The organism is Methylobacterium sp. WL120, assembly GCF_008039465.1.
GTDB classification, from domain to species: Bacteria; Pseudomonadota; Alphaproteobacteria; order Rhizobiales; family Beijerinckiaceae; genus Methylobacterium; species Methylobacterium cerastii.
In genome coordinates, this window is the sequence record NZ_VRUT01000081.1 from 1 (window position 1) to 22,709 (window position 22,709).

Annotated in this window: 33 protein-coding genes and 1 pseudogene; 4 read left to right on the forward strand and 30 right to left on the reverse strand. The window is 69.0% G+C overall.

What is annotated here, in order from left to right; all coding sequences use genetic code 11:
* The 4 genes from FV229_RS15765 to FV229_RS15780 all read left to right on the forward strand — a co-directional run.
* The coding region (locus FV229_RS15765) for a response regulator (protein WP_147752887.1) at positions 1-1,472 on the forward strand (1,472 nt) is incomplete at its 5' end.
* A 17-nt stretch (positions 1,473-1,489) separates the two neighbouring features.
* The gene (gene cheB / locus FV229_RS15770; RefSeq protein ID WP_147752909.1) at positions 1,490-2,569 is read left to right on the forward strand and encodes a chemotaxis-specific protein-glutamate methyltransferase CheB; all 1,080 of its coding nucleotides are present in this window, start codon (positions 1,490-1,492) and stop codon (positions 2,567-2,569) included.
* On the forward strand, positions 2,566-4,299 hold the full coding sequence (locus FV229_RS15775; protein WP_147752888.1) for a response regulator: 1,734 nt from the start codon (positions 2,566-2,568) through the stop codon (positions 4,297-4,299). Before cheB ends, FV229_RS15775 begins: the two co-directional genes overlap by 4 nt.
* Positions 4,296-6,161, forward strand: a complete 1,866-nt coding sequence (locus FV229_RS15780; RefSeq protein WP_147752889.1) for a response regulator — start codon at positions 4,296-4,298, stop codon at positions 6,159-6,161. The genes FV229_RS15775 and FV229_RS15780 overlap by 4 nt, the downstream gene beginning before the upstream one ends.
* Positions 6,162-6,237: 76 nt before the next feature.
* Here the strand turns inward: FV229_RS15780 and rplQ are convergent, their stop codons facing one another.
* From rplQ to tuf, 30 genes and pseudogenes are all read right to left on the reverse strand, one after another.
* Complete coding sequence (gene rplQ / locus FV229_RS15785; protein WP_147752890.1) at positions 6,238-6,654, reverse strand: 50S ribosomal protein L17; 417 nt, start codon at positions 6,652-6,654, stop codon at positions 6,238-6,240.
* A 168-nt stretch (positions 6,655-6,822) separates the two neighbouring features.
* Entirely contained in the window at positions 6,823-7,842 is a 1,020-nt protein-coding gene (locus tag FV229_RS15790; RefSeq protein ID WP_147752891.1) for a DNA-directed RNA polymerase subunit alpha, read from the reverse strand.
* A 105-nt stretch (positions 7,843-7,947) separates the two neighbouring features.
* On the reverse strand, positions 7,948-8,820 hold the full coding sequence (locus tag FV229_RS15795) for an MBL fold metallo-hydrolase (RefSeq protein WP_147752892.1): 873 nt from the start codon (positions 8,818-8,820) through the stop codon (positions 7,948-7,950).
* Positions 8,821-8,837: 17 nt separating this feature from the next.
* Entirely contained in the window at positions 8,838-9,227 is a 390-nt protein-coding gene (gene rpsK, locus FV229_RS15800) for a 30S ribosomal protein S11 (protein WP_147725843.1), read from the reverse strand.
* 169 nt (positions 9,228-9,396) lie between these two features.
* Complete coding sequence (gene rpsM, locus FV229_RS15805) at positions 9,397-9,765, reverse strand: 30S ribosomal protein S13 (protein ID WP_147752893.1); 369 nt, start codon at positions 9,763-9,765, stop codon at positions 9,397-9,399.
* 262 nt (positions 9,766-10,027) lie between these two features.
* Positions 10,028-10,258, reverse strand: coding sequence for a hypothetical protein (locus FV229_RS15810; protein WP_147752894.1), 231 nt, complete (start codon positions 10,256-10,258; stop codon positions 10,028-10,030).
* A 26-nt stretch (positions 10,259-10,284) separates the two neighbouring features.
* Positions 10,285-10,887 carry an adenylate kinase gene (locus tag FV229_RS15815; protein WP_147752895.1) on the reverse strand — a complete coding sequence of 201 codons (603 nt, stop codon included), beginning with the start codon at positions 10,885-10,887 and terminating at the stop codon, positions 10,285-10,287.
* 178 nt (positions 10,888-11,065) lie between these two features.
* Positions 11,066-12,409 (reverse strand): preprotein translocase subunit SecY, encoded by a 1,344-nt coding sequence (gene secY / locus FV229_RS15820; RefSeq protein WP_147752896.1) that lies wholly within the window; start codon positions 12,407-12,409, stop codon positions 11,066-11,068.
* Between the two features lie 137 nt (positions 12,410-12,546).
* Positions 12,547-13,071 carry a 50S ribosomal protein L15 gene (gene rplO / locus FV229_RS15825; RefSeq protein WP_147752897.1) on the reverse strand — a complete coding sequence of 175 codons (525 nt, stop codon included), beginning with the start codon at positions 13,069-13,071 and terminating at the stop codon, positions 12,547-12,549.
* Between the two features lie 10 nt (positions 13,072-13,081).
* Positions 13,082-13,273 (reverse strand): 50S ribosomal protein L30, encoded by a 192-nt coding sequence (rpmD, locus tag FV229_RS15830; protein ID WP_147725849.1) that lies wholly within the window; start codon positions 13,271-13,273, stop codon positions 13,082-13,084.
* A gap of 12 nt (positions 13,274-13,285) precedes the next feature.
* The gene (rpsE, locus tag FV229_RS15835; RefSeq protein WP_147752898.1) at positions 13,286-13,873 is read right to left on the reverse strand and encodes a 30S ribosomal protein S5; all 588 of its coding nucleotides are present in this window, start codon (positions 13,871-13,873) and stop codon (positions 13,286-13,288) included.
* Positions 13,874-13,969: 96 nt separating this feature from the next.
* Positions 13,970-14,332: a 50S ribosomal protein L18 gene (gene rplR, locus FV229_RS15840; protein ID WP_147752899.1), complete on the reverse strand. Its 363-nt coding sequence runs from the start codon at positions 14,330-14,332 to the stop codon at positions 13,970-13,972.
* A gap of 12 nt (positions 14,333-14,344) precedes the next feature.
* Positions 14,345-14,878 carry a 50S ribosomal protein L6 gene (gene rplF, locus FV229_RS15845; protein WP_147752900.1) on the reverse strand — a complete coding sequence of 178 codons (534 nt, stop codon included), beginning with the start codon at positions 14,876-14,878 and terminating at the stop codon, positions 14,345-14,347.
* A 23-nt stretch (positions 14,879-14,901) separates the two neighbouring features.
* Positions 14,902-15,297 carry a 30S ribosomal protein S8 gene (rpsH, locus tag FV229_RS15850; RefSeq protein ID WP_147752901.1) on the reverse strand — a complete coding sequence of 132 codons (396 nt, stop codon included), beginning with the start codon at positions 15,295-15,297 and terminating at the stop codon, positions 14,902-14,904.
* A gap of 10 nt (positions 15,298-15,307) precedes the next feature.
* On the reverse strand, positions 15,308-15,613 hold the full coding sequence (gene rpsN / locus FV229_RS15855; protein WP_147752902.1) for a 30S ribosomal protein S14: 306 nt from the start codon (positions 15,611-15,613) through the stop codon (positions 15,308-15,310).
* Positions 15,614-15,656: 43 nt separating this feature from the next.
* On the reverse strand, positions 15,657-16,223 hold the full coding sequence (gene rplE / locus FV229_RS15860; RefSeq protein WP_147752903.1) for a 50S ribosomal protein L5: 567 nt from the start codon (positions 16,221-16,223) through the stop codon (positions 15,657-15,659).
* On the reverse strand, positions 16,216-16,530 hold the full coding sequence (gene rplX / locus FV229_RS15865) for a 50S ribosomal protein L24 (protein ID WP_147752904.1): 315 nt from the start codon (positions 16,528-16,530) through the stop codon (positions 16,216-16,218). The genes rplE and rplX overlap by 8 nt, the downstream gene beginning before the upstream one ends.
* Complete coding sequence (gene rplN, locus FV229_RS15870; protein WP_147725857.1) at positions 16,530-16,898, reverse strand: 50S ribosomal protein L14; 369 nt, start codon at positions 16,896-16,898, stop codon at positions 16,530-16,532. Before rplN ends, rplX begins: the two co-directional genes overlap by 1 nt.
* A gap of 298 nt (positions 16,899-17,196) precedes the next feature.
* Positions 17,197-17,460: a 30S ribosomal protein S17 gene (rpsQ, locus tag FV229_RS15875; RefSeq protein ID WP_147752905.1), complete on the reverse strand. Its 264-nt coding sequence runs from the start codon at positions 17,458-17,460 to the stop codon at positions 17,197-17,199.
* An 11-nt stretch (positions 17,461-17,471) separates the two neighbouring features.
* Complete coding sequence (gene rpmC / locus FV229_RS15880) at positions 17,472-17,687, reverse strand: 50S ribosomal protein L29 (RefSeq protein ID WP_147725859.1); 216 nt, start codon at positions 17,685-17,687, stop codon at positions 17,472-17,474.
* Between the two features lie 12 nt (positions 17,688-17,699).
* Positions 17,700-18,113: a 50S ribosomal protein L16 gene (rplP, locus tag FV229_RS15885; protein WP_147725860.1), complete on the reverse strand. Its 414-nt coding sequence runs from the start codon at positions 18,111-18,113 to the stop codon at positions 17,700-17,702.
* Between the two features lie 48 nt (positions 18,114-18,161).
* Positions 18,162-18,902 carry a 30S ribosomal protein S3 gene (rpsC, locus tag FV229_RS15890; RefSeq protein ID WP_147725861.1) on the reverse strand — a complete coding sequence of 247 codons (741 nt, stop codon included), beginning with the start codon at positions 18,900-18,902 and terminating at the stop codon, positions 18,162-18,164.
* A gap of 10 nt (positions 18,903-18,912) precedes the next feature.
* Positions 18,913-19,299 carry a 50S ribosomal protein L22 gene (gene rplV, locus FV229_RS15895; RefSeq protein WP_147725862.1) on the reverse strand — a complete coding sequence of 129 codons (387 nt, stop codon included), beginning with the start codon at positions 19,297-19,299 and terminating at the stop codon, positions 18,913-18,915.
* 1 nt (position 19,300) lies between these two features.
* Positions 19,301-19,579 carry a 30S ribosomal protein S19 gene (gene rpsS / locus FV229_RS15900; RefSeq protein WP_147725863.1) on the reverse strand — a complete coding sequence of 93 codons (279 nt, stop codon included), beginning with the start codon at positions 19,577-19,579 and terminating at the stop codon, positions 19,301-19,303.
* A gap of 5 nt (positions 19,580-19,584) precedes the next feature.
* Positions 19,585-20,421: a 50S ribosomal protein L2 gene (rplB, locus tag FV229_RS15905; RefSeq protein WP_147752906.1), complete on the reverse strand. Its 837-nt coding sequence runs from the start codon at positions 20,419-20,421 to the stop codon at positions 19,585-19,587.
* A 26-nt stretch (positions 20,422-20,447) separates the two neighbouring features.
* Complete coding sequence (locus tag FV229_RS15910; RefSeq protein ID WP_147725865.1) at positions 20,448-20,744, reverse strand: 50S ribosomal protein L23; 297 nt, start codon at positions 20,742-20,744, stop codon at positions 20,448-20,450.
* Positions 20,741-21,361, reverse strand: a complete 621-nt coding sequence (gene rplD / locus FV229_RS15915; protein WP_147752907.1) for a 50S ribosomal protein L4 — start codon at positions 21,359-21,361, stop codon at positions 20,741-20,743. Before rplD ends, FV229_RS15910 begins: the two co-directional genes overlap by 4 nt.
* Positions 21,361-22,095 carry a 50S ribosomal protein L3 gene (rplC, locus tag FV229_RS15920; RefSeq protein ID WP_147752908.1) on the reverse strand — a complete coding sequence of 245 codons (735 nt, stop codon included), beginning with the start codon at positions 22,093-22,095 and terminating at the stop codon, positions 21,361-21,363. Before rplC ends, rplD begins: the two co-directional genes overlap by 1 nt.
* Before the next feature lie 50 nt (positions 22,096-22,145).
* Positions 22,146-22,454 (reverse strand): 30S ribosomal protein S10, encoded by a 309-nt coding sequence (gene rpsJ, locus FV229_RS15925; RefSeq protein ID WP_018044230.1) that lies wholly within the window; start codon positions 22,452-22,454, stop codon positions 22,146-22,148.
* Between the two features lie 127 nt (positions 22,455-22,581).
* A pseudogene (gene tuf, locus FV229_RS15930) lies at positions 22,582-22,709 on the reverse strand (elongation factor Tu); the annotation flags it as partial.

Sequence of the window (22,709 nt, forward strand, 5' to 3'; positions counted from 1 at the left end):
GCTCCGTCGAGGGCGCGGCCGCCCGCGTCGGGCTGCAGGCCGAGCGCCTCGCCCTGGTGCCGGCCGAGACGGTGTTCGGCAGCTTCCCGCGCTCGCTGCGCGAGACCGCCCGCGAGCAGGGCCGCGAGATCGACCTCACTGTCCGCGGCCTCGACCTTCCCGTCGACCGCGGCATGCTGCAGGCCCTCAAGGATCCGGTGCTGCACGCCCTGCGCAACGCCTTGAGCCATGGCGCGGAACCGCTCGCGGTCCGGCGGGTGGCGGGCAAGCCCGACGCGGCCGCGATCGAGTTCGAGGTCGCGATCCGCGGCGGCCGCCTCGTCGTGTCTGTGGCCGACGACGGGCCGGGTCCCGACCTCGCCGCGATCGAGGCGACGGCGCGCCGCCGCGGACTGCTCCGGCCCGAGGACCCGGCCGACGCGCAGACGCTCCTGGCCCTGGTGTTCGAGCCGGGCTTCTCGACCGCCGGAGCGGTGGACGCCCTGTCCGGTCGCGGCTTCGGCCTCTCGGTGGTCGCCGACGCCGCCCGCGCGCTGCAGGGCGTCGTCCGGCTCGAAGCCCGCGAGCCCTGGGGCAGCGTCCTCACCATCGCCGCACCGCTCTCGGCGGCACGCCGCGCGATGCTCCTCGTCGAGGCGGGCGGGGCGACCTATGCGCTGCCCGGAGCCGCGGTGGAGCGCCTGCTGCGACTCCACCAGTCCACCCTGCCCCGGGCGATGGGGCGCCCGGTGCTGCGGGTCCCGAACCCCTCCGGTACCGAGGAGACCTTCCCGATCGTCGCGCTGGGTGAGATCCTCGGCGGCGGCGCGTCCGCGAGCCCGCACCTCACCGCGATCCTGGTGCGGGCCGGCGGGCGCCGGTTCGCGCTGTCCGTCGACGCGCTCCGCGACGTGCGCACGCTGCTCGTGCTGCCGGCCCCGCCGGTCGGCGGCGATTCCGGCCTCGTCGCCGGCACCGTCGTGCTGCCCGGCGACGTGCCGGCCCTGGTGCTCGATCCCGACGGGCTCGCCGCCCGGGCGGGCCTCGTCGGCGCGGCGGCGTCGCCGGTCGACTCCGCCGCAGGACCCGGCGGAACGTTGGGGGAGGCGCCACGTTCGAAACACCGCGCGACCATTCTCGTCGTCGATGACTCGATCACCACCCGCACCTTGGAGAAGGGCATCTTGGAAGCCGCCGGCTATCGCGTGGTCGTGTGCGTCGACGGGCAGGACGCCCTCGACCGCCTGCACGCCGACATCGAGGTCTTCGACCTCGTGCTCGCCGACGTGGAGATGCCGCGGCTCGACGGCTTCGGCCTGCTCGGCGCGATCCGTGCCGAGAGCCGGTTCGCACGCCTGCCGGTGGTGCTGATGACCTCGCGCGGCGACGCAACCGACGTCGCCCGCGGCCTCGATCTCGGCGCCGACGCCTACCTGACCAAGCAGAAGTTCGACCAGCGCCAGCTCCTCGACACGATCGGGCAGCTGCTGTGAGCGATCCGGTCCGCGTCATGCTCGTCGAGGACAGCTTGGTGGTGCGCGAGCTGCTGCGCCACATCCTCTCGCGCGATCCGCGCCTGGCCTGCGTCGCCGCCGTCGCGTCGGGGGAGGAGGCCCTGTCCGCGATCGACGGCGTCCGGCCCGACGTGATCTCGATGGACATCCGGCTGCCCGGCATCGACGGGCTGGAGACCACCCGTCGCATCATGTCCGAGCACCCGACGCCGATCGTGGTGATCGCCGACGCGGTCGAGGATTCCTCGCTGCGCATCTCGATGAACGCCCTGCGGGCCGGCGCGCTCTCGGTGGTCGAGAAGCCGGTGGCGACGACCCATGCCGGCTATGACGCGGTGGCCGGCGAGATCTGCACGCAACTGCGCATCATGGCGCAGGTCCCGGTGATCCGCCGCCGCCCGATCGGCACCGAATGGCTCGGGCGCAGCCCGGCGACGGCGATACTCGCGTCCGCGGCGTCCCTGCCGCCGACGGTGCTGGCGATCGCCGCCTCGACCGGCGGCCCGCCGGCCCTCGCCCGGGTGATCGGCGCCCTGCCCGAGACGTTCCCGCTGCCGGTGCTGGTCGTCCAGCATATGGGTGCGGCCTTCATGGACGGGTTCGCGAGCTGGCTCGACGGCGTCGTTCCGATGCCCGTCTCGGTCGCCCGCGACGGCGAGCGGGCCGAGCCCGGCCGGGTCTACGTCGCGCCGGGCGACCGGCACCTCGAATACGGGCCCGGCCGGACCTTGCGCCTCCTCGACAGCCTGCCGGTCTCGGGCCAGCGTCCGGCGGCGACCGTGCTGTTCCGCTCCGTCGCGCGTCAGGCCGGCGCCTCGGGGCTCGGCGTGCTGCTCACCGGCATGGGCGAGGACGGGGCGCTCGGCCTCCTCGACATGCACGCCGCCGGCGCGCAGACGGTGGCCGAGCACGAGAGCACCGCCGTGGTCTACGGCATGCCGGCGGCGGCCGTGCGCCTCAAGGCCGCCCGCGCGGTCCTGCCCCTCGACCGCATCGCCGCCCACCTCTTGCGGCTCGCCATGCCTCCTGCCATGCCCGCCACCTCGCCCGGCGCCTGGCCGGACCGGCCAGCATGAACGCCGATGCCGCCACCGCGACGGAGCCCGCCCGCATCCTCCTGGTGGAGGATTCGGAGACGCAGGCGCTGGAGCTGCGCCTGCTGCTGGAGAGCCATGGCTTCCGGGTCGAGCGCTGTGCCACCGCGGAGGCGGCACTGGATCACCTCAACCACGGCCTGCCCGACCTCGTCGTGGCAGACTACCACCTGCCCGGCATGAACGGCGACGAGCTGACGCGCCAGCTCCGGCTGTCGCTGCGCACCCGCGCCCTCCCCCTGCTGATGCTCACCGGCGCCCGCGACGGCGAGCGGCAGGGCCTGGAGAGCGGCGCCGACGCCTACGTCGCCAAATCCGGCGACCGCGACCTGCTGATCCTGCGCATCCGTGCCCTGTTGCGCGAGCGGCTCGGCAGCGTGGCGCCCGGCGCCGGGGAGACGCCGTCGGCGGCGGCCTTCCGGCGCGGCCGCGTGCTGGTGATCGACGGCAGCGCCACCTACCGCACCTTCCTGGCCGGCCTGCTCAGCCAGGACGGACACGCGGTCACCGTCGGCGCGGGGGCGGAGGAGGCGCTCGCCGCCCTCGACGCCGAGGGCGAGGCGACGGCCTTCGACTGCGTCACCGTCGATCTGCTCGGGCCGACCTTCGACGGCCTCGCCCTGTGCCGCACGATCGACCAGCGTCGCGGCGCCCGGGTCGCGGGTGCCGGCTTCCATCTCGTCGGGATCGCCGGCAGCAACCCGCCCAAGGACTTCCTCGTCCAGGCCTACGCGGCCGGCGCGGACGACGTGGTCTCGAAATCCGACGCCGAGGTCCTGGCGCTGCGGGTGCGCGGGCTGGTGCGCCGCCGCTTCCTGGAGGAGGACGACCGCCGCATCGCCGGCGAGTTCGGCGCAAGGCAGCAGGCGGTTGAGCGGGCGCGCGCGGAAGCCGAAGCAGCCGAGGCCCGCGCGCGGCTGGCCGACGCGCTGGAGCGCGCCAACGCCGACCTTGCGCTCGCCAACCGCAAGCTCACCGACGCCCAGGCTAAACTCGTCCAGGCCGCCAAGATGGCCTCGCTCGGCGAGCTCGTCGCCGGCATCGCCCACGAGATCAACAATCCGCTGGCCTTCATCCTCGCGCATCAGGGCACCGTCGAGCGGGTGCTCGCCGCGTTGCCGATGCCCGAGACCGACCCTGCGGCGCAGAAGGGGCTCGCCAAGGCGCGCGACCGCGTCGGCGCGATGCGCATGGGCCTCACCCGCATCCAGGATCTCGTCCTGAACCTGCGCAAGTTCTCGCGGCTTGACGAGGGCGAGCGCTCGCTGGTCAACGTGCCCGAGGCGATCGAGACCGTGCTCGCGCTGATCCAGCACAAGCTCGGCGGACGCATCACCGTCGAACGCACCTTCTCGGGCCGGCCCGAGATCCACTGCACCCCTGCCCTGCTCAACCAGGTGGTGATGAACATCCTCGGCAACGCCGCCGACGCGATGCCCGAGGGCGGGCAGATCCACGTCGTCACCGAGACGACCCCAGAGACCGACCTGATCCGGATCAGCGACACCGGCCCGGGGATACCCGAGGACCTGCGCGAAAAGATCTTCGAGCCGTTCTTCACGACGAAGCCGGTCGGAGCCGGCACGGGCCTCGGCCTCGCGATTGCCTACAGCGTGGTTCAGGCGCATAGCGGCTCGCTCACGGTGGAGACGGCTCCCGGAGGCGGGGCCTGCTTCGTGATCGGGATTCCGAGGCAGACGGCGACCGTATGACCAGAGGCACGATCCTGGCCGTCGACGACGAGCCGGACATCCTGATCGCCCTCGAGGACCTGTTCGAGGACACCTACCGCGTCGTCACCACGACGAAGCCCGCGGACGCCCTCGCCATCCTGCGCGACGACCCCGACATCGCCGTCGTCCTTTCCGACCAGCGCATGCCGGGCATGGCCGGCGACGCGATGCTCTCCGAGATGCGCGGCTTCCACGAGGCCCAGGCGATCCTACTCACCGGATACGCCGACATCTCCGCCGTGATCGGCGCGCTGAACCGGGGCGGCATCAGCGGCTACGTCGCCAAGCCGTGGGACGCGGACCTGCTGCGCGGCACCGTGCGCAACGCCTTCGAGCGGCATGCCCTCGGGCGCGAGCTCGCCACCGAGCGGGCCCTGCTGCGCGGCCTCCTCGACCATTCCGACGACGCGATCTCGTTCAAGGACGCGGAGGGGCGCTTCCTGCGCCTCAACGCGCAGAAGGCCGCGCTCCTCGGCCTCGACGTGGCGACCTGCCTCGGCCGGAGCGAGGCCGAGCTGGCCGTCGCCCGCGCCGACGAGAGCGCCGAGGCCGACGCCGCCGCGATCCGCTCGGGCGAGGTCGGCGACGTGGTGTCGGCGGAAGGGCCGCTCGGCGCCGAACGCTGGAGCCACGTGGTCCGCGTGCCGATCCGCGGGCCGTCCGGCGGGGTCGCACACCTCGCCACGATCGAGCGCGACATCACCGAGCAGAAGGGGTTCGAGGCGCGCCTGCGCCAGTCGGACAAGATGCAGGCGCTCGGGACCCTGGCCGGCGGCATCGCGCACGACTTCAACAACCTGCTGACCGCGATCCTCGGCAGCCTCGAACTCGCCGCCCCCAAGGTGCAGGAGCAGCCGCGCGTGCTGCGCCTGATCGAGAACGCCCGGGGTGCGGCCGAGCGCGGTGCCTCGCTGACCAAGCGCCTGCTGAGCTTCAGCCGCGCTAACGACCTGCGCGCCCGGCCCACCGACGTGAACGCCCTGGTCGAGGGCATGTCGGCACTGCTCTCGCGCAGCCTCGGCGGCCTCGTCGCGGTCGAGACCCGTCTCGGTGCCGACCTCGGCCCCGCCCAGGTCGACCCGGACCAGCTCGAACTCGCGATCCTGAACCTCTGCATCAACGCCCGCGACGCCATGCGCGAGGGCGGCACCATCGTCGTCGAGACCGAGGCCCTGACGATCGAGGACGACCCGGACCTCAGCCGCGGCGCCTATGTCGGCGTGTCGGTCAGCGATTCCGGCGAGGGCATACCGCCCGAGATCCTGGCGCGGGTCTGCGAGCCGTTCTTCACCACCAAGGCCGTCGGCCAGGGCACCGGCCTCGGCCTCGCGATGGTGTTCGGCCTCGCCCAGCAATCGCACGGCCGCCTGCGGATCGAGAGCCGCGTCGGGCACGGGACCCGCGTCGACCTCGCCCTGCCGGAGGCCTCGGCTTTCGTGGCGGCCGAGGAAGCCGACACCGCGAGCGCGCCTGTCGCCGCGCGGGCGGCCGCGATCCTGGTGGTGGACGACGACGCCGAGGTCCGCCACGTCACGGCGTCGTTCCTCAACGGCTTCGGCTACGACGAGATCGAGGCCGCGGACGGGGCGGCCGCGCTCGCACTGATGGAGCAGCGCCGCTTCGACCTCGTCGTCGCAGACCTGGCGATGCCCGGCATGACCGGCGTCGAGCTCGCCGCGGAAGTCCGCAGCCGCTGGTCCGAGGTGCCGGTGCTGATCGTGACCGGGCATGCCGAGGCCGTCGAGATCCCGCACGACCTGCCGGTGCTGACGAAGCCGTTCCAGTCGGCCGAGCTCGCCCGCCGCGTCTCGTCCCTGCTCGACGGAAGCCACGGCGCTTGAGCGGAACGCCGGGCGCCAAACGAAAAAGGCGGCCCTAAGGCCGCCTTTCGATCGATCTTGACTGCGATGCCGCCGATCAGGCCGCTTCGCTCTCGCCACCCAGCACAGGGCCGGAATCCTTGCCGCGGGCCGTCACGTCGCGATCGACGAACTCGATCACGGCGAGCGGGGCGTTGTCGCCCTTGCGGAAGCCAGCCTTCATGATGCGGCAGTAGCCGCCTGGACGGGCGGTGTAGCGCGGACCCAGCACCGTGAAGAGCTTCTTCACCATGTCGTGGTCGCGGATCTGCGACATCGCCAGACGGCGGGTGTGGACGCTGTCGATGCGGCCGAGCGAAATCAGCTTCTCGATGACCGGACGTAGGTCCTTGGCCTTCGGGAGCGTGGTGATGATCTGCTCGTGCTTGATCAGCGCGGCGGACATGTTGGCGAACATCGCCTTGCGGTGCTCGGTGGTGCGGTTGAAACGACGACCGCGAAATCCGTGACGCATGTGCTTGGCCCTTCTTTATGTGTCCGGCCGCCGTGCCACGGTACGGCCGGATGCCCCGTGAGCGGGGCGTCTTCGTTGGTCCGCATGACCCTGCGGCGGGATTCTTCTTTTCGACGGTCCCGACCCGGCGGCGACGCGCCGCCGGGTCGGGACCGAACCGGCTTCGGTTCAGTAGTGCTCTTCGAATCGCTTGGCGAGATCCTCGATGTTCTCCGGCGGCCAGCCGGGGATGTCCATCCCGAGGTGCAGGCCCATGCCGGCGAGCACTTCCTTGATCTCGTTGAGCGACTTGCGGCCGAAGTTCGGGGTGCGCAGCATCTCGCCCTCCGACTTCTGGATGAGGTCGCCGATGTAGACGATGTTGTCGTTCTTCAGGCAGTTCGCCGAACGGACCGAGAGCTCCAGCTCGTCGACCTTCTTGAGCAAAGCCGGGTTGAAGGGCAGCTGCGGCGCGAGCGGGGCGGCCTCCTCCTTGCGGGGATCCTCGAAGTTCACGAACACCTGGAGCTGGTCCTGGATGATGCGCGCGGCGTAGGCGAGCGCATCCTCCGGCGACACCGCGCCGTTGGTCTCGACCGTCATCGTCAGCTTGTCCTTGTCGAGATCCTGGCCCTCGCGGGTGGTCTCGATGCGATAGCTGACCTTGGTCACCGGCGAGAACAGCGCGTCCACCGGGATCAGGCCGATCGGCGCGTCTTCGGGGCGGTTCTGCTCGGCCGGAACGTAGCCCTTCCCGGTGGCGACGGTGAACTCCATCCGGATCTCGGCGCCGTCGTCGAGCGTGCAGATCACGAGGTCGGGGTTCAGGATCTGGATGTCGCCGACCGTGCCGATGTCGCCGGCGGTGACGAGGCCGGGGCCGGTCTTGCGCAGGGTCATGCGCTTCGGGGCGTCGGTCTGCGAACGGATGGCGATCGTCTTGATGTTCAGGACGATGTCCGTGACGTCCTCGCGGACGCCCGGGATCGAGGAGAACTCGTGCAGCACGCCGTCGATCTGGACCGAGGTCACGGCCGCGCCCTGGAGGGACGACAGCAGCACCCGGCGCAGGGAGTTGCCGAGCGTCGTGCCGAAGCCGCGCTCCAACGGCTCGGCGACGACGGTGGCGACCCGCTTCGGGTCGTCGCCGGTCGAGACCTGCAGCTTGTTGGGCTTGATCAGCTCTTGCCAGTTCTTCTGAATGACCACGATCCTACCTCTCCTGACGCACGAGCCCGCGACGTCCGGGTCCGCGCTTCGGCCGAACGATGCTGCCCCCAGCCCCGGTCGGTCCCTAAAATGATGGCTCCGGGCCTACGCCTCGTCGGCGACCCAGAGCTCCGGCACGAACCGGTATCCATCCCCGTCCCGCGCCACGAAGCCGACGGCCGGGAATTCGAGATGCGAGCCGGCGATGCGGGTGCCGTCGGCCGCGAGATCCGCGAGGATCGCCTTGCGCGTCGCCCGCGCCTGGTCGCCGTCGACATCGAAGCCGACGCCCGCCTCCGGTTGCTTGAACTGGATCGCGGGCAGGTGCACCACATCCGTGAACACCAGCAGCGACTTGTCCCCCGAAACGATCCGGAAGCCGCAATGGCCCGGCGTATGGCCGGGCAGGTGGACCGCCGTGATCTCCGGCAGCACCTCGCCGCCGGACTGCTCGCGCATCCGGCCGGCATAGGGTGCCAGGGCCTTGCGCGCGTTCTCGAAATACGGCTTGGCCCCGTCCGGCGCGGCGGCGAGCGCCGCGTCGGGGAGCCAGTGCTTCGCCTCGTCCGAATGCAGCACGATCTCCGCGTTCGGGTAGGCGGCCTTCCCGCCGGCGAGCAGGCCGCCGACGTGGTCGGGATGACAATGCGTGACGAGGATCGTCTCGATCTCGTCGGGGCTCACGCCGGCGACGGCGAGCGCCTCGGACACGCGGCCCATGGTCGGCGGACCGAACGCGCCGTAGCCCGTGTCGATCATCACCGGCTTGCGGCCGGGGCCGGTGACGAGGAACGCGTTGAGCGTCACCCGCGGCGCTTCGGTACGGAAGCCGGCCCGCTGCAGCGCGCCGGCCTCGTCCTTCGAGATACCCGTGACGAGATCGAGGGATCCCTGGAACCACCCGTCGTTGAGCACGGTGACCGTGAGGTCGCCGACGCCCCAGCGCTTGACGCCCGGAAGGATCTTCGAATTCGCCACGTGTGTCTCCGGCCTCCTCAGACGCGCCGACGCTTGCGCGGACGGCAACCGTTGTGCGGGATCGAGGTGACGTCGCGGATCGAGGTCACGGTGAAGCCCGCGGCCTGGAGGGCGCGGAGCGCCGACTCGCGGCCCGAACCGGGGCCGGAAACCTCGACCTCGAGGGTGCGCATGCCGTGCTCGGCGGCCTTGCGGGCGGCGTCCTCGGCGGCGACCTGCGCGGCGTAGGGGGTCGACTTCCGCGAGCCCTTGAAGCCCATGGCGCCCGAGGAGGACCACGAGATCGTGTTGCCCTGCGCGTCGGTGATGGTGATCATCGTGTTGTTGAACGAGGCGGCGACGTGCGCCACGCCCGAGACGATGTTCTTGCGTTCGCGCCGGCGGACGCGGGTCGGTTCCTTGGCCATCTGTGTCTCTCGTCCTTCAAGCGCACCCGTAATTCCAGGTGCTCGGGATGTTTTGGAGTTCAGCCGGGGCGCCTGCGGAGCACCGACCCGTCACGCCGGCATCCGATCGGGGACGCGCGGCACGATGAAACGGGGGCAGCGCGGCGCGCTGACTCCGAATGTCGAAAACTTACTTCTTCTTGCCGGCGATCGGCTTCGACTTGCCCTTGCGGGTGCGCGCGTTGGTGTGCGTGCGCTGGCCGCGGACCGGCAGGTTGCGGCGGTGGCGCAGTCCGCGGTAGCAGCCGAGGTCCATCAGGCGCTTGATGTTCATCGACACGTCGCGGCGCAGGTCGCCCTCGACGAGGTAGTCGCGGTCGATCGTCTCGCGGATCTGCAGCACCTCGGCGTCGGTGAGCTGGTTCACGCGGCGCTCGGCCGGGATGCCGACCTTCCCCGTGATCTCCTCGGCCTTCTTCGCGCCGATGCCGTGGATGTACTGGAGCGCGATGACGACGCGCTTGTTGGTCGGGATGTTAACGCCGGCGATACGGGCCAAGGTCATGCTCCATGTGGCGCGCGGGCGTCCGCCCGGGCCGTGTGATCGAGAAAGCGCGCGTCCGGTGGAGGCCGGCCCTTGCACGCCCGTCAACGACAAATCGGCCCGCGGCCGCCCCTTTAAGGGCACCTCGGACCAACGGCTGTGCAGACGAAGACCGGCCTGCTAGCGCGGGCCGATCCCGATGTCAACGGCAGGGACGATAAGAAGCGCCGATCGGACCGGTGCCGAGGCGCCGGGCTTCGGTGTCCCGGCGGCGACGTCAGAAGCGCTGGCTGAACTGGCGGCAATAGCCGCCGTTGTCACGAAAGCCCGCCGGGCAGCGCCGAACGCAGGCTCCGGCCGCGAACTTCAACGGCGGCCGGCACATCCGGCCCGTCGTGCGCCGCTCGTATTGGTACGACTGCGCCGGGCCGGCGAACGCCGTCACCGGCGCGAGACCCACCGTCAACGTCAGAGCGGCGAGGAACGCCCGGGCCGAATGAGAGATCATGGTCGCGGGTCCTGGAGATAAGAACGTCAGGAGGTTACGCCTTCCCGATGCGACTCGAGGATCGTCATCAACGATTCCGTCACCGACCCGATCGGTGCCATGCCGTCCACCGTCTCGAGCATCCCGGCACGCTCGTAATAGGCCGAGAGCGGCGCGGTCTGGATGCGGTAGGCTTCGAGCCGGGAAGCGAACACCTCCGGCGTGTCGTCCTTGCGCACCGGCTGCCCGCGGGCCGCCGTCTCCTCGGCGCGCTTGGCGATGCGGCCGACCAGGGCCGCCTCGTCGACCTTGAACTCGATCACGGTCGAGAGCCGCAGGCCCTTTTCCTTCAGCATCACGTCGAGGGCCTTGGCCTGCTCGACGGTGCGGGGGAACCCGTCGAGGATGAAGCCGCCGCGCGCGTCAGGCTCTTCGATCCGGTCCGCGACGATCCCGACGACGATCGCATCGGACACGAGCCCGCCGCTCTCCATCACCGCCTTCGCCTGGAGGCCGACCGGGGTACCGGCCGCTACCGCGGCCCGCAGCATGTCGCCGGTGGAGAGCTGCGGGATGCCGAACCGCGCGACGATCCGCTCGGACTGTGTCCCCTTCCCCGCGCCGGGTGGTCCGAGCAGAATGATCCGCATTGGCGTTGTCCTCGTCCCTGCCCGTCTCTCAGGGCTCCGTGCCGTGCGGCGATGCCTTGGCGACATCGTTCCGCGTCGGGGTCGTCTTGTAGCGGCTTCCACCGGGCGGGCGAACGACAAATCGCCGTCCGCCCGTCATTCCGACGATTGTGTCTCTCGTGTCGCCGAACGGTGCCGCTCAGCGCCGCCGCTGGGTCGTCGAAGCGCCGCGCAGCTTGGCCTTCTTCACGAGGCCCTCGTACTGGTGCGCCATCAGGTGCCCGTGGATCTGGGCCACCGTGTCCATCGTCACCGAGACCACGATGAGCAGCGACGTGCCGCCGAACCCGAGGCTCGCCGAGGCGTAGGAGGCGATGATCTCCGGCACCAGGCAGACGAAGGTGAGGTAGAGGGCGCCGATCAGGGTGATGCGCGTCAGAACCTTGTCGATGAAGGCGGCGGTGCGCTCGCCCGGGCGGATGCCCGGGATGAAGCCGCCATGCTTCTTCAGGTTGTCCGCGGTCTCCTGCGGGTTGAACACGACCGCGGTGTAGAAGAACGCGAAGAAGATGATCAGCGCCGCGTAGAGCGCCATGTAGAGCGGCCGCCCGTGGCCGAGATAAGTCGTCACCGTCGACAGGAAGCCCGTGCCCTGGTTCGCCGAGAAGCTCGCCACGGTAGCCGGCAGCAGCAGCAGCGACGAGGCGAAGATCGGCGGGATCACGCCCGAGGTGTTGAGCTTCAGCGGCAGGAACGAGGTCTGGCCCTCGTACATTCGGTTGCCGACCTGGCGCTTCGGGTAGTTGATCAGAAGGCGGCGCTGGGCGCGCTCCATGAACACGATGAAGTAGACGAGGCCGATCGCGGCGACGCCGACGCCGAGGATCACCGCAGAGGACAGCGCGCCGGTGCGCGACAGCTCGAGCGCGCCGATGATGGCGGTCGGCAGGTGGGCGACGATGCCGGCGAAGATGATCAGCGACGAGCCGTTGCCGATGCCGCGCGAGGTGATCTGCTCGCCGATCCACATCAGGAACAGCGTGCCGCCGGTCAGCGTGATCACGGTGGAGGCGAGGAAGAACGGGCCGGGATCGATCGCCGCGCTCGAGCTCTGTAGCCCCACGGCGATGCCCCAGGACTGGACCAGCGCCAGCACTACGGTGAGGTAGCGGGTGTACTGGTTGATGACCTTCCGGCCGGACTCGCCCTCCTTCTTCAGCGTCTCGAGGCTCGGGATCACCGAGGTGAGGAGCTGGATGATGATCGAGGCCGAGATGTAGGGCATGATGTTGAGCGCGAAGATCGCCATGCGCTCCACGGCACCGCCGGAGAACATGTTGAACAGCCCGAGCACGCCGCCGGCTTGGCTCTGGAAGTTCCGCGCGAACTGCTCCGGATCGATGCCGGGGATCGGGATGTAGGTCCCGAGCCGGAACACCACGAGTGCACCCAAGGTGAACCAGATGCGCTTCTTGAGCTCATCGGCCTTGGCGATGGCACCGAAATTGAGGTTCGCGGCGAGCTGCTCGGCGGCTGAGGCCATGGCCTGTGTCCTGATGATGGGTCACGAGGGTGCCGCGGGGCATCCCTGAAAACGGGAGCGGCGGCCACATGCGAGGTCGCATGGGCCGCCGCTCGAGGCTTCGACTTAAGGGGTCGGTGACGGAGAGGCAACCGCGCTCAGGCGGTCGCCTCGCCCTTGCCGCCCAAGTCCTTGCCGCCCTTGCCGCGGACCGAGACGCCGGCGCCGTAGGCGACGACGACGCTGCCGCCGGCCTTCTCGACCGCTTCGACCGCCGACTTCGACGCCCGGGTCACCTCGAAGGCGACCTTCGCGGTGAGCTCGCCGACACCGAGCAGCTTCACGCCGTCACGGGGACGGGCGATGATCCCGGCCTGCACCAGGGCCTCGACCGTCACGGTCGCGGCGCCGTCGAGACGGCCGGCGTCGATCGCCTGCTGGACGCGGCCGACGTTCACCTCGTTGAGGTCGGTCGAGTACAGGTTGTTGAAGCCGCGCTTCGGCAGGCGACGGTGAAGCGGCATCTGGCCGCCCTCGAAGCCCTTGATGGCCACGCCGGTCCGGGCCTTCTGACCCTTCACGCCGCGCCCTGCGGTCTTGCCCTTACCGGAGCCGATGCCCCGGCCGACGCGCATCCGGTTCTTGGTTGCGCCTTCGTTGTCGCGGATTTCGTTGAGCTTCATCGCGCCCTCCTCAAGCCGCGTCGTCGAGGACGCGCACGAGATGCGCGACCTTTCGGATCATGCCGCGAACGGCGGGGGTGTCTTCGAGCTCGGAGACACGGTGAAGCTTGTTCAGCTTCAGGCCCACCAGCGTCTGACGCTGGGAGGCCTCGCGGCGGATCGGCGAACCGATCTGCTCGACGCGGACAGTCTTGCTAGCCATGCTGCCCTCCCCTTACGCGACTGCGGCTTCGGACTGGTCGGACGGGTCAGCATCGGTGCGCCGCGCCTGGAGCGTGGACACCTTGAGACCGCGACGACCGGCGACGGAGCGCGGGCTGTCCTCGTTCTTGAGCGCCTCGAAGGTGGCGCGCACGAGGTTGTAGGGGTTCGATGAGCCGAGGCTCTTGGCCACGACGTCCTGCATGCCCAGCGTCTCGAACACGGCGCGCATCGGGCCGCCGGCAATGATGCCGGTACCCTGGGGCGCCGCGCGGAGGATCACCTTGCCGGCGCCGTGACGGCCCTGCACGTCGTGGTGCAGCGTCCGACCCTCGCGGAGCGAGATGCGGACGAGGCCGCGCTTGGCGGCTTCCGTCGCCTTGCGGATCGCCTCGGGGACTTCGCGAGCCTTGCCGTGGCCGAAGCCGACGCGGCCCTTCTGGTCGCCGACGACGACGAGGGCGGCGAAGCCGAAGCGACGGCCACCCTTCACCACCTTGGCGACGCGGTTGATGTGGACGAGCTTGTCCACGAACTCGCTGTCGCGCTCCTCGCGGTCGTCGCGGCGGCCGCGGCCACCGCCTTCACGTTCACGTGCCATGTTGTTTCCGTTTCGTCTCACTGGCGCGGGCGGCGGGCCCGCTCGCTTGAATCGTCATCGACGGAGGCGGGCGAGCCGCCTCCGCACCGCCGAGATTTAGAAGTCGAGGCCACCCTCGCGGGCGGCGTCGGCCAGAGCCTTGATCCGGCCGTGGTACTGGTAGCCCGAGCGGTCGAACACGACCTTCGAGACGCCGGCAGCCTTGGCGCGCTCGGCGACGAGCTTGCCGACGGCGGATGCGGCGGCGATGTCGGCGCCGGTCTTCAGGTCGGCGCGCAGGCCCTTGTCGATCGACGAGGCGGCAGCGAGCGTGACGCCCGCCGCATCATCGATGACCTGAACGTAGATCTGCTTCGACGAGCGGAACACCGACAGGCGCGGCCGGCCGTTGGCCGAGGCGCGGAGCGCCCGGCGCACCCGCGCCTTGCGGCGGTCGAGGGCTTCGAGTTTGCGTGACATGTCTCAGCCCCCTTACTTCTTCTTGCCTTCCTTGCGGAAGATGAACTCGCCGGCGTACTTGACGCCCTTGCCCTTGTAGGGCTCGGGGCCGCGGTAGTCGCGGATTTCCGCGGCGACCTGGCCGACGACCTGGCGGTCGATGCCGGAGATGGTGATCTCCGTCGGCTTGGGCGTCACGATCGTGATGCCGGCCGGGATCTGGTACTCGATGTCGTGGCTGTACCCGAGCGAGAGCTTGAGCGCCTTGCCCGCCATCGCGGCGCGATAGCCGACACCGGTGATCTCGAGCTTCTTCTCGAAGCCCTTGGACACGCCCTCGACGAGGTTCGCGACCTGGGCCCGCGAGGTGCCCCAGAGCGAACGAGCCGCCTTGGACTGGTCCTTCGGGGTCACCGTGACGGCGCCGTCCTCCAACGCCACCAGGACGAGCGAGGGAACCACGAACTCGAGCTCGCCCTTCGAGCCCTTCATCTTCACCGTCTGACCCGTGACCGACGCCGTGACGCCGGCCGGAACGGGGACGGGCTTCTTGCCTACGCGAGACATCTGCCTCTCTCCTTATCCGGGGATCAGAACACCTTGCAGAGCACTTCGCCGCCGACGTTGCGCTCGCGCGCCTCGTGGTCGGCCATGACGCCCTGCGGGGTGGACACGATGGTGACGCCGAGGCCGTCGGCGACGCGCGGCAGGTCGCCGACGGCCGAGTAGACGCGGCGGCCGGGCTTCGACACGCGCTGGATCGAGCGGATGACGGGCTGGCCGTCATAGTACTTCAGCTCGATCGCGAACTCCGTCCGGCCGTTGCCGAGGTCTGTGGTCGCGAAGTCGCGGATGTAGCCTTCCGACTTCAGCACGTTCAGGACGTTGGCGCGCAGGCGCGAGCCGGGCGTCGAGACCACGTTGCGACGGCGCATCTGGCCGTTGCGGATGCGAGTGAGCATATCGCCCACGGGATCGTTGACCATGGGTGCCTCCTTACCAGCTCGACTTGACGAGGCCCGGGATCAGACCCCGGTTCCCGAGCTCGCGCAGTGCGATGCGCGAGACGCCCATCTTGCGGTAGTAGGCACGCGGCCGGCCGGTGATCTCGCACCGGTTGCGGACGCGGGTCGGCGACGAGTTGCGGGGAAGCTCCGCGAGCTTGAGGCGCGCCTCGAAGCGCTCCTCCATCTCGAGGGACTCGTCGTTGGCGGTCGCGAGCAGGGCCGAGCGCTTCGCAGCGAAGCGCTTGACCAGCTCCTTCCGGTGGTTGTTCTGTTCGACTGAACTCTTCTTTGCCATTGTCTATCCTCCGGTGTCCGCGTCTAGGTGCCCCGAGGGACGCCTACTGCCGGAACGGGAATTGGAAGGCGGCCAGCAGCGCGCGGGCCTCCTCGTCGGTGGTGGCGGTGGTGGCGACGACGATGTCCATGCCCCAGGTCTGCTCGGCCTTGTCGTACGAGATCTCCGGGAACACGAGGTGTTCCTTGAGCCCGAGGGCGTAGTTGCCGCGGCCGTCGAACGACTTCGGGTTCAGGCCGCGGAAGTCGCGGACGCGCGGCAGCGCGATCGTGACCAGGCGGTCCATGAACTCGTACATCTTCTGGCGGCGCAGGGTGACCTTGCAGCCGATCGGCATGCCCTCGCGGACCTTGAAGGTCGCGATCGGCTTTCGGGCCTTGGTGATCACCGGCTTCTGGCCGGCGATCAGCGCCAAGTCGCCGGCGGCGACGGCGGCCTTCTTGGAGTCGGCGGTGGACTCGCCGACGCCCATGTTGATGACGATCTTGTCGATCCGGGGCACCTGCATCGGGTTCTTGTAGCCGAACTGCTCGATGAGCTTCTGGCGGATGACTTCGTCGTAGTGGGTGCGCAGGCGCGGGACGTAGGCGTCCTTGTTGGCTTCAGCCATCGATCTGGTCCCCCGTGGACTTGGCGAAGCGGACCTTGCGACCGTCTTCGAGGATGCGGAAACCCACGCGGGTCGGCTTGCCGTTCGCGTCCTGCAACGCGAGGTTCGAGAGCTGGATCGCGGCCTCCTTGGAGATGATGCCGCCTTCCTGGCTCTGGGACTGCTTCTGGTGCTTCTTCACCAGGTTGATCCCCCGGACGAGCGCCTTGTCGTCCTTCGGCATCACCTGGATGACCTCGCCGGAGCGACCGGAGTCGCGACCGGTGAGGACGACGACCGTGTCGCCCTTCTTGATCTTGGCTGCCATCACAGCACCTCCGGAGCCAGCGAGATGATCTTCATGTGGTTGCGGGCGCGCAGTTCGCGCGGCACCGGCCCGAAGATGCGGGTCCCGATCGGCTCCTTCTGGTTGTTGATCAGAACGGCCGCGTTCTTGTCGAAGCGGATCACCGAACCGTCGGGACGCTTCACTTCCTTGGCGGTCCGCACGACCACCGCCTTCATGACGTCGCCCTTCTTGACGCGGCCGCGCGGGATCGCCTCCTTGATGGACACGACGATGATGTCGCCCACGCCGGCATAGCGCCGCTTCGACCCGCCGAGGACCTTGATGCACATCACGCGACGCGCACCAGAGTTGTCGGCGACGTCCAGATTCGTCTGCATCTGGATCACAGGAGTGACCTTTCCTTGTTTCAGGCGGGTTTCCGCACACGGGCGGTATTGCCCGGCGGACGACGCCTGATGGGGATCTGATGTCCCCGGCTCATATGACAGACCGCGCTATCGGCGCTTTTCCAGCGCCGGCGCGGTCACCGCAGTCGATGGGGAACCGGAGAACCGGTCACCGCTGATCTGTCGCGAAGAAAGGTCGCCTACAGCAAGGCGACGATTCGTGCAAGCTCTACGGGCAGGAGCACGGAGGGTCCGATCGGGCGCGCGTACGCGCTCGACGGGTGTTGGGACGGCGGCCTCAGGCCGCCGCGGGAGCCTCGGCCTGGGCGGCGTCGCCCTCGACGAGCTTCCAGGTCTTGGTCTTCGAGAAGGGCCGGCACTCCTCGATGAACACCGTAGCCCCGACCTTGGCGGCGTTCGCCTCGTCGTGAGCGTGGTAGTTCTTCGAGCGGCGGACGGTCTTCTTCATCACCGGGTGGGTGAAGCGACGCTCCACCTTGACGACGATGGTCTTCTCGCCCTTGTCGCTGACGACGACGCCCTGCAATACGCGCTTCGGCATGATGAAACTCCTCAGGCCGACGTCGCCTGCAGCGTCTTCTGACGCTGCAGGGTGCGGACGCGGGCGATGTCGCGACGGACTTCGCGGACGCGGGCGACGTTCTCGAGCTGGCCGGTGGCCCCCTGGAAGCGCAGGTTGAACTGCTCCTTCTTGAGGTTCAGGAGCTCGTCGCTCAGCTGATCGGGCGATAGGGCGGCGAGATCCGACTGTCTCTGTGACGACTTCATGATCTGCCTCCCTTAGTCGGCGATGCGTTGCACGACGCGCGTGCGGATGGGCAGCTTGGCGGCGCCCAGACGGAGCGCCTCCTTGGCGATGTCCTCGGCGACACCGTCGACCTCGAACATGATGCGGCCCGGGTGGACGCGGGCGGCCCAATACTCGGGTGCGCCCTTACCGGAGCCCATGCGGACTTCGGTCGGCTTCGACGTGACCGGAACGTCGGGGAAGATCCGGATCCAGACCCGGCCCTGACGCTTCATCTCACGGGTGATCGCGCGGCGGGCCGCCTCGATCTGGCGCGCGGTGATGCGCTCTGGCTCCACCGCCTTCAGGCCGAACTGGCCGAAATTCAGGTCGAAGCCGCCCTTGGCCGCACCGGAGATGCGACCTTTGAACTGCTTACGAAACCGGGTCTTCTTGGGTTGCAACATGGCAGCCTCTCAACACCTTCCTTGGCTCGGGGGTCGACGATCGCGCGGTTAGGCGTGATCGCGGCGACCGCGACCGCGGTCACCCTCGCCGTCGCGCTCGCGACGACCGCCCGAGCGGCCGCCCTCTTCCTGCGCCTTCTTATCCTGCGCCATCGGGTCGTGCTCGAGGATCTCGCCCTTGAACACCCAGACCTTGATGCCGCACGTTCCGTAGGTCGTGAACGCGGTCGCCGTTCCGTAGTCGACGTCGGCGCGCAGCGTATGCAGGGGCACACGGCCCTCGCGGTACCATTCCTGGCGGGCGATCTCGGCGCCGCCGAGACGACCGGAGCAGTTGATCCGGATGCCCTCGGCGCCGAGGCGCATGGCGGACTGCACGGCGCGCTTCATGGCGCGACGGAAGGCGACGCGGCGCTCGAGCTGCTGGGCGATCGAGTCGGCCACCAAAACGGCGTCGATCTCGGGCTTCCGGACCTCGACGATGTTGATGGTCACGTCGGCCTTGGTCATGGTGTTGACCAGCTTGCGCAGCTTCTCGATGTCGGCGCCCTTCTTGCCGATCACCACGCCCGGACGACCCGAGTGGATGGTGACGCGGCACTTCCGGTGCGGACGCTCGATGACGATCTTCGAGACCGCCGCCTGCTTGAGCTGCTTCATGAGGGCGGCGCGGATCGCGACGTCCTCGTGCATCAGCTTCACGTATTCGGTCTTGCCGGCGAACCAGCGGGAATCCCAGGTCCGGTTGATGCCGAGCCGGAGACCGATCGGGTTGACTTTCTGACCCATCAGATTCTCCTCAGGCCGCTTCGGCGGTGCGGACTTCGCGAACCACGATGGTGAGGTTCGAGAAAGGCTTCAGGATGCGCGCGCCGCGGCCGCGGGCGCGGGCGTGGAAGCGCTTCAAGACCAGCGCCTTGCCCACGAAGGCCTGGGTGACGACGAGGTCGTCGACGTCCAGGTCGTGGTTGTTCTCGGCGTTGGCGATCGCGCTCTCGAGGCACTTCTTGACCTCGGTCGAGATGCGCTTGCGGGAGAACTCGAGGTCGGCGAGGGCCGACTCGACCTTCTTGCCGCGGATCATCTGCGCGACGAGGTTGAGCTTCTGGGGCGAGACACGGAGCATCCGTGCGACGGCCTTGGCCTCGTTCTCGGGCAGCGCGCGGGGGGTGGCTTGCTTGCCCATGTCAGCGCCTCTTCGCCTTCTTGTCGGCCGCGTGGCCGTGGAAGGTGCGGGTCGGCGAGAACTCGCCGAACTTGTGACCGACCATTTCCTCGGAAACGTAGACCGGAATGTGCTTCTGTCCATTGTGCACACCGAAGGTGAGCCCGATGAACTGCGGCAGGATGGTGGAGCGACGGCTCCAGATCTTGATGACCTCGTTCCGGCTCGACCCGCGAGCCGCCTCGGCCTTCTTGAAGAGGTAGCCGTCGACGAACGGCCCCTTCCAGAGTGAGCGTGCCATGATGGTTACTTCTTGCGGTTGTGGCGGCTGGACAGGATGAAGACGTCGGTCCGCTTGTTCGAGCGGGTCTTCTTCCCCTTGGTCGGCACGCCCCAGGGCGTCACCGGGTTACGGCCGCCCGAGGTGCGTCCCTCGCCGCCGCCGTGCGGGTGGTCCACCGGGTTCATGGCGACGCCGCGGACGTGCGGACGCTTGCCGAGCCACCGGTTGCGCCCGGCCTTGCCGAGCGAGATGTTCATGTGGTCCGGGTTCGAGACCGCACCCACCGTCGCGTAGCACTGGCCGTGGACCAGGCGCTGCTCGCCCGAGTTCAGGCGGAGCGTCACGTAGCCCTGGTCGCGCCCGACGATCTGAGCGTAGTTGCCGGCGGAACGGGCGACCGCGCCGCCCTTGCCGATCTTCAGCTCGATGTTGTGCACGATCGTGCCCACCGGCATGCCGCCGATCGGCCCGGCGTTGCCCGGCTTGATGTCGACGCCCTCGCCCGAGATCACCTTGTCGCCCGGCTGCAGGCGCTGCGGAGCGATGATGTAGCTCTGCTTGCCGTCCGGGTAGTTGATCAGCGCGATGAACGCCGTGCGGTTCGGATCGTACTCGATCCGCTCGACGGTCGCGGACACGCCCGGCTGCGACCGACGCTTGAAGTCGACGAGGCGGAGCGAGCGCTTGTGGCCGCCGCCGCGGAAGCGGACGGTGATCCGCCCGAGGTTGTTGCGGCCGCCCGAGGACGACTTGCCCTCGGTCAGCGCCTTCACCGGCTTGCCCTTGTAGAGCTCACGGCGGTCGACCAGCACGAGCTGGCGCAGGCTCGGCGTGACCGGTTTGAATGTCTTCAAGGCCATCGGCTTAAATCCCTACCCGGTCTATCTCAGAGGCCGGTCGTGACGTCGATCGTGTCACCTTCGGCGAGGGTCACGACCGCTTTCTTCACGTCCGAACGCTGTCCGCGCATGCCGCGGAAGATCTTCTTCTTGCCCTTGGTCACGAGGGTGTTCACCGCCGTGACCTTGACGTCGAACAGCTTCTCGACCGCTTCCTTGATCTGCGGCTTGGTGGCCTTCGGGGCGACCCGGAAGACGACCTTGTTCTGTTCGGTGAGGTTCGTCGCCTTCTCGGTGATGACCGGGGAGACGATGATGTCGTAGTGGCGCGGATCAGCACTCATTTGAAACGCTCCTCCAGCGCGTCGATCGCGGCGCGGGTCAGCACGAGCGTGTCGCGGCGCAGGATGTCGTAGACGTTGATGCCCTGCACGGGCAGCACGTCGATCATCGGGATGTTGCGGGCGGCGCGGCCGAAGTTCTCGTCGACCTCCGCGCCACCGATGATCAGTGCGTTCGAGAGGCCCATCTTGCCGAAGCGCTCGATGAGCCCCTTAGTCTTGTGGTCCTCGATCTTGATGTCGTCCACGACGATGATGGTCGAGGCCTTGGCCTTGGCCGACAGGGCGTGGCGGAGCGCCAGGGCGCGGACCTTCTTGGGAAGGTCGTGGCCGTGGTCGCGCACGACCGGGCCGAACGCACGGCCACCGCCGCGGAACTGCGGAGCCGAGGCTGCGCCGTGACGCGCGTTGCCGGTGCCCTTCTGCTTGTAGAGCTTCTTGCGGGTCCGGTTCACGTCCGAGCGGTTCTGCACGGCGTGGGTGCCGGCGCGACGCTTGGCGAGCTGGTAGCGCACCATGCGCTGAAGCAGGTCGGCGCGGGGCTCGAGGCCGAAGATGGCCTCGTTGAGCTCCACCGAACCGGCGCCGGCGCCGTCGAGGGTGGTGATATCGAGCTTCATCACGCGTTCTCCTCGGCAACGGGCGCCTCGGGGGCGGATTGCGGGGCCGCGGACGCGCCGTTCTCACGGAACTTGCCGGGCTGCGGAACTTCGGCGGGCAGCTTGCGCTTCACCGCGTCCCGGATCTGGATCCAGCCGCCGGCGACGCCGGGAACCGCACCCTCGACCAGGATCAGGCCGCGCTCGACGTCCGTGCGGACGACGCGCAGGTTCTGCGTGGTCACCCGGTCGACGCCCATGTGACCGGGCATCTTCTTGTTCTTGAAGGTCTTGCCCGGGTCCTGACGGCCGCCGGTCGAACCGATCGAACGGTGCGAGATCGACACGCCGTGGGTGGCGCGCAGACCGCCGAAGTTCCAGCGCTTGATGCCGCCGGCGAACCCCTTACCCGTGCTCGTGCCCGTCACGTCGACGAACTGACCCGGGATGAAGTGGTCGGCGGTGATCTCGGCGCCCACCGGGATCAGCGCGTCCTCGGACACGCGGAACTCTGCGATCTTCCGCTTCGGCTCGACCTTGGCGACCGCGAAGCGGCCACGCTCGGCGGCCGACACGTTCTTGACCTTCGCCTTGCCGACGCCGAGCTGGACGGCGACGTAGCCGTTCTTCTCGACGGTGCGGTGGGCGACCACCTGGCATTGTTCGATCTTGAGCACGGTGCAAGGAACGTGTTCCCCCGCTTCCGTGAAGATCCGGGTCATGCCGACCTTCTGTGCAATGACGCCTGAGCGCATAAGGTGTCTCCCTCGCGCGATGAAACGGTAAGCTCTAAACCCTGCGGGGCTTAGAGCTTGATCTCCACGTCCACGCCAGCGGCGAGGTCGAGCTTCATCAGCGCGTCCACGGTCTGGGGGGTCGGATCAACGATGTCGAGGACGCGCTTGTGGGTGCGCATCTCGAACTGCTCGCGCGACTTCTTGTCGATGTGCGGCGAGCGGTTGACCGTGAACTTCTCGATATGGGTCGGCAGCGGGATCGGGCCGCGGATGGTCGCGCCGGTCCGCTTGGCGGTGGAAACGATCTCGCGGGTGGACGCATCCAGGATGCGATGATCGAACGCCTTCAGGCGGATGCGGATATTTTGACCGTTCATGACCTAAACCTCGACGGAAACGTGTTGGGCGGGCGCGAGGGCCCTTCCCTCAATCGTCCCCTGACGGATGCTGTGTCCGGGGACCGGCCCCTCGTCTCGAGAGACGAAGGGCCGGTCTGTCTGACGACTACGCGTTGATGGCGGCGACGACGCCGGCGCCGACGGTGCGTCCGCCTTCGCGGATGGCGAAGCGCAGCTTCTCCTCCATGGCCACCGGCACGATCAGCGTGACGTCCATGGTCACGTTGTCGCCCG